At 48.5% G+C, this 1,700-nt stretch carries 2 protein-coding genes; one reads left to right on the top strand and one right to left on the bottom strand.

Annotation, left to right across the window (positions count from 1 at the left end; translation table 11 throughout):
• Nucleotides 1–367: 367 nt before the first annotated feature.
• Entirely contained in the window at nucleotides 368–949 is a 582-nt protein-coding gene (locus QCH34_RS12130; protein ID WP_300334515.1) for a hypothetical protein, read from the bottom strand.
• A 122-nt stretch (nucleotides 950–1,071) separates the two neighbouring features.
• Here QCH34_RS12130 and QCH34_RS12135 point away from each other — a divergent pair, with 122 nt between their 5' ends.
• Entirely contained in the window at nucleotides 1,072–1,602 is a 531-nt protein-coding gene (locus QCH34_RS12135) for a hypothetical protein (protein ID WP_300334516.1), read from the top strand.
• The last annotated feature ends 98 nt before the right edge of the window (nucleotides 1,603–1,700 follow it).

The raw sequence follows: 1,700 nt of genomic DNA on the forward strand, positions 1-1,700 counted from the left end.
CTATACCGGCAGATCATCCTTCACAGACAAGCGCTTACAGGCTGCCTCATCTCCTTGGTGCATTTGTTGTTCTGTGACATTTTTCTTGTAGGCAAACCCCCCTGCCCCCTTCACCTGAAGGGGGAAGTGAGGATAACAGGGGGGTCCGGGCAATCGCGGGGAGCTCCGGTACCTGGTGCGGGAAATGGGTAAGCCCATGGAGGCGCGGTATAGGAGATGGTACTATGGCGATTGCAGGTGGGCTCCGGTTTTGTGTAGGATGAATGGCGCGGCAGGGCGCGTTAATTATTGAGGTTCTGTATGCAGGGATCCAGTACAACAACATAAGCGCGGGAGTGCTCGTCTCATGGGATATCTCCTGGGATCATTACCTATAATAAGATTCCAGAGAGCGATCACAAAAGCGCTGAACAGGTTTAAAGATCTCTTCAATCCTGTTGAAGAATGCAATGTCGAATCCATGTTCATTTCGCATGATTTGGCCTTTGAAGACGCCACCGGCAATCTCTTCCAGCCCATTCTCTACATAGACTGCGACAAACTGATCCTTCTTGGCCCCATATGAGATACAATCCCGAATGTGCTGGAATTCCATAGATACTGACTGTATAAGATAATGTTCATCATCGTGTTCCTTGACAAAGATAAAGATATGGATAGTGCTCTCTTTGACAAGCAGATCACTCAGGATCATATCCTGAATCGGCCCTTCAGGAAGAGTTTCAGGTACCAGAGACGAATGATCTTCAGCCATATGGTGGATCATGTCCAGAGAGATTCTTGTCTTATCATATCCTTGATCCCGAAGAAATGAACGCAAAGCAAGGAGATCATTCTTCCGCGTCCGATGGAAAGAGCCGTATATGCCAATAGCAATATTCTTCTTCTGAGAGTTACGTAATTCCAGCCTGTTTGAAAAAATATCCAGCATATGACTCTCATCATCCATTTATTGAGTTTTGAACCAGACCAGGATTAATGGTTCTGGTTAGCTGACCCTGTAAGCCGGATAGTGCAAAGATTAATATTAGTTACAAATAATGAACTATTCTGAACAGGAGTGGGCAGCCGATGGATGAATGTATGCAGAAGCAATACCTTGAGAGGGTTCCGGTTGAGATCCGGGATGCGATCCAGAGCATATCAACAGATGCGGTCTGGGCGGTTTTTATTGCAGTGACATTTGAAGGCGAGAGTTACTTCACCGAACTCAAAGACAGGTTCTCTGCAAATCCCCGGGAGATGGATCGAATCCTGAAGAAACTCGTTGACGGCGGCCTGGTTGCCAGGAAGGTACAGAAACTGGAGGATATCGGCGACCGGAGGAAAGTGTACTATGAAACAACACGATTTGGCAGAAAACTTCTGTATACCCTCTATGACATAGCACTCCCCCCGGAGGAGCCGGCAGCCATAGCAGCGGGTACAGAAACCGGTGAAACGAAGGCTAAAAAACCAGGTACAAACACTGCTTTCTCAACTGAAATGATCAGAATACAGGTGAGCGAAGAAGCGGATTATGGAAGAAGGGGGGATGTGACCCCTGAGAAGAAAAGTGAGCTGCGGCAGAGCGCGCCAGACCGGGCTTTTCCGGATAGATAGACCGGGATACGGGATCTACATCCATGACAGAGATCCAGTGCAACCTCATGAGCGCGGGAGCGCAGATATCCTCACTGGCGGGGCGGTTCAGCCCCGCT

Origin of the sequence: Methanocalculus sp., assembly GCF_029762515.1 — an archaeon.
Classification (GTDB): Archaea; Halobacteriota; Methanomicrobia; order Methanomicrobiales; family Methanocorpusculaceae; genus Methanocalculus.

Bases quoted from the DNA above. Each gene is read 5' to 3' on its own strand.
- QCH34_RS12135 (WP_300334516.1), top strand. From the start codon at position 1,072: ATGGATGAATGTATGCAGAAGCAATACCTTGAGAGGGTTCCGGTTGAG.
- QCH34_RS12130 (WP_300334515.1), bottom strand. From the start codon at position 949: ATGGATGATGAGAGTCATATGCTGGATATTTTTTCAAACAGGCTGGAA.